Source organism: Neisseria sp. SLRRB23 (genome assembly GCF_050896295.1).
Classification (GTDB): Bacteria; Pseudomonadota; Gammaproteobacteria; order Burkholderiales; family Neisseriaceae; genus Neisseria.
Genome location: NZ_JBPBFH010000076.1, coordinates 1 through 630 on the forward strand (window position 1 = coordinate 1; position 630 = coordinate 630).

General features: G+C 38.3%; 1 pseudogene. It reads right to left on the reverse strand.

The window, feature by feature from the left end:
* Nucleotides 1-78 precede the first annotated feature (78 nt).
* Nucleotides 79-630, reverse strand: a pseudogene (locus ACRPFF_RS11090) (hemagglutinin); the annotation flags it as partial.

Sequence of the window (630 nt, forward strand, 5' to 3'; positions counted from 1 at the left end):
AGTCTCGTGCAATTAAAATCCGCACAATGACCAAAACATCCTGTTAGCATCATGGTGGAAACAAAAAGTAATGCTATATTAAAATGGTTTTTCTTCATATTTTTCTCCATTTGGTTTGTTTGGGTTGATTAATTTAGGAATATATTTGTTGATGTATTTACCATTTTCATCTTTTTCGGTCGGTTCGCTCCATATTAACTTATAATCTTTCCAAGTTTCCGTTAAAACAGGTTCGCCATTTTTCTCAAAAATATCCCCATTCTTATCCCTTTGGTACTGTTCAGGCACCTCCGCAAAATACGAGCTATGCGAATAGCAAAACCCCTTACATGTACCTTGTGTGGTGTCATTGGTTCCTAGCAAGAAAGGTATCCATTTGTTCCTCACAAAATCCTTGTTATGCACAATCGAATAGGCTCCGCTGTTATAAGTTTTGCCGTCTGCACCCGTATAGGTATAGCCGTTTTTCTGTAAAACATCGGCGTAATCATTCTTCACATTTGTGGCTGTACCATAGAAACGTGCTTTTCTGATTGGGGCAATGCCATTTTGTTTTTGATTGTTTACCCAATCTTTTAAGGAAACGCTTGCTGTAATTCCCCCACGACTGTGATTACTGGTATCAACCGA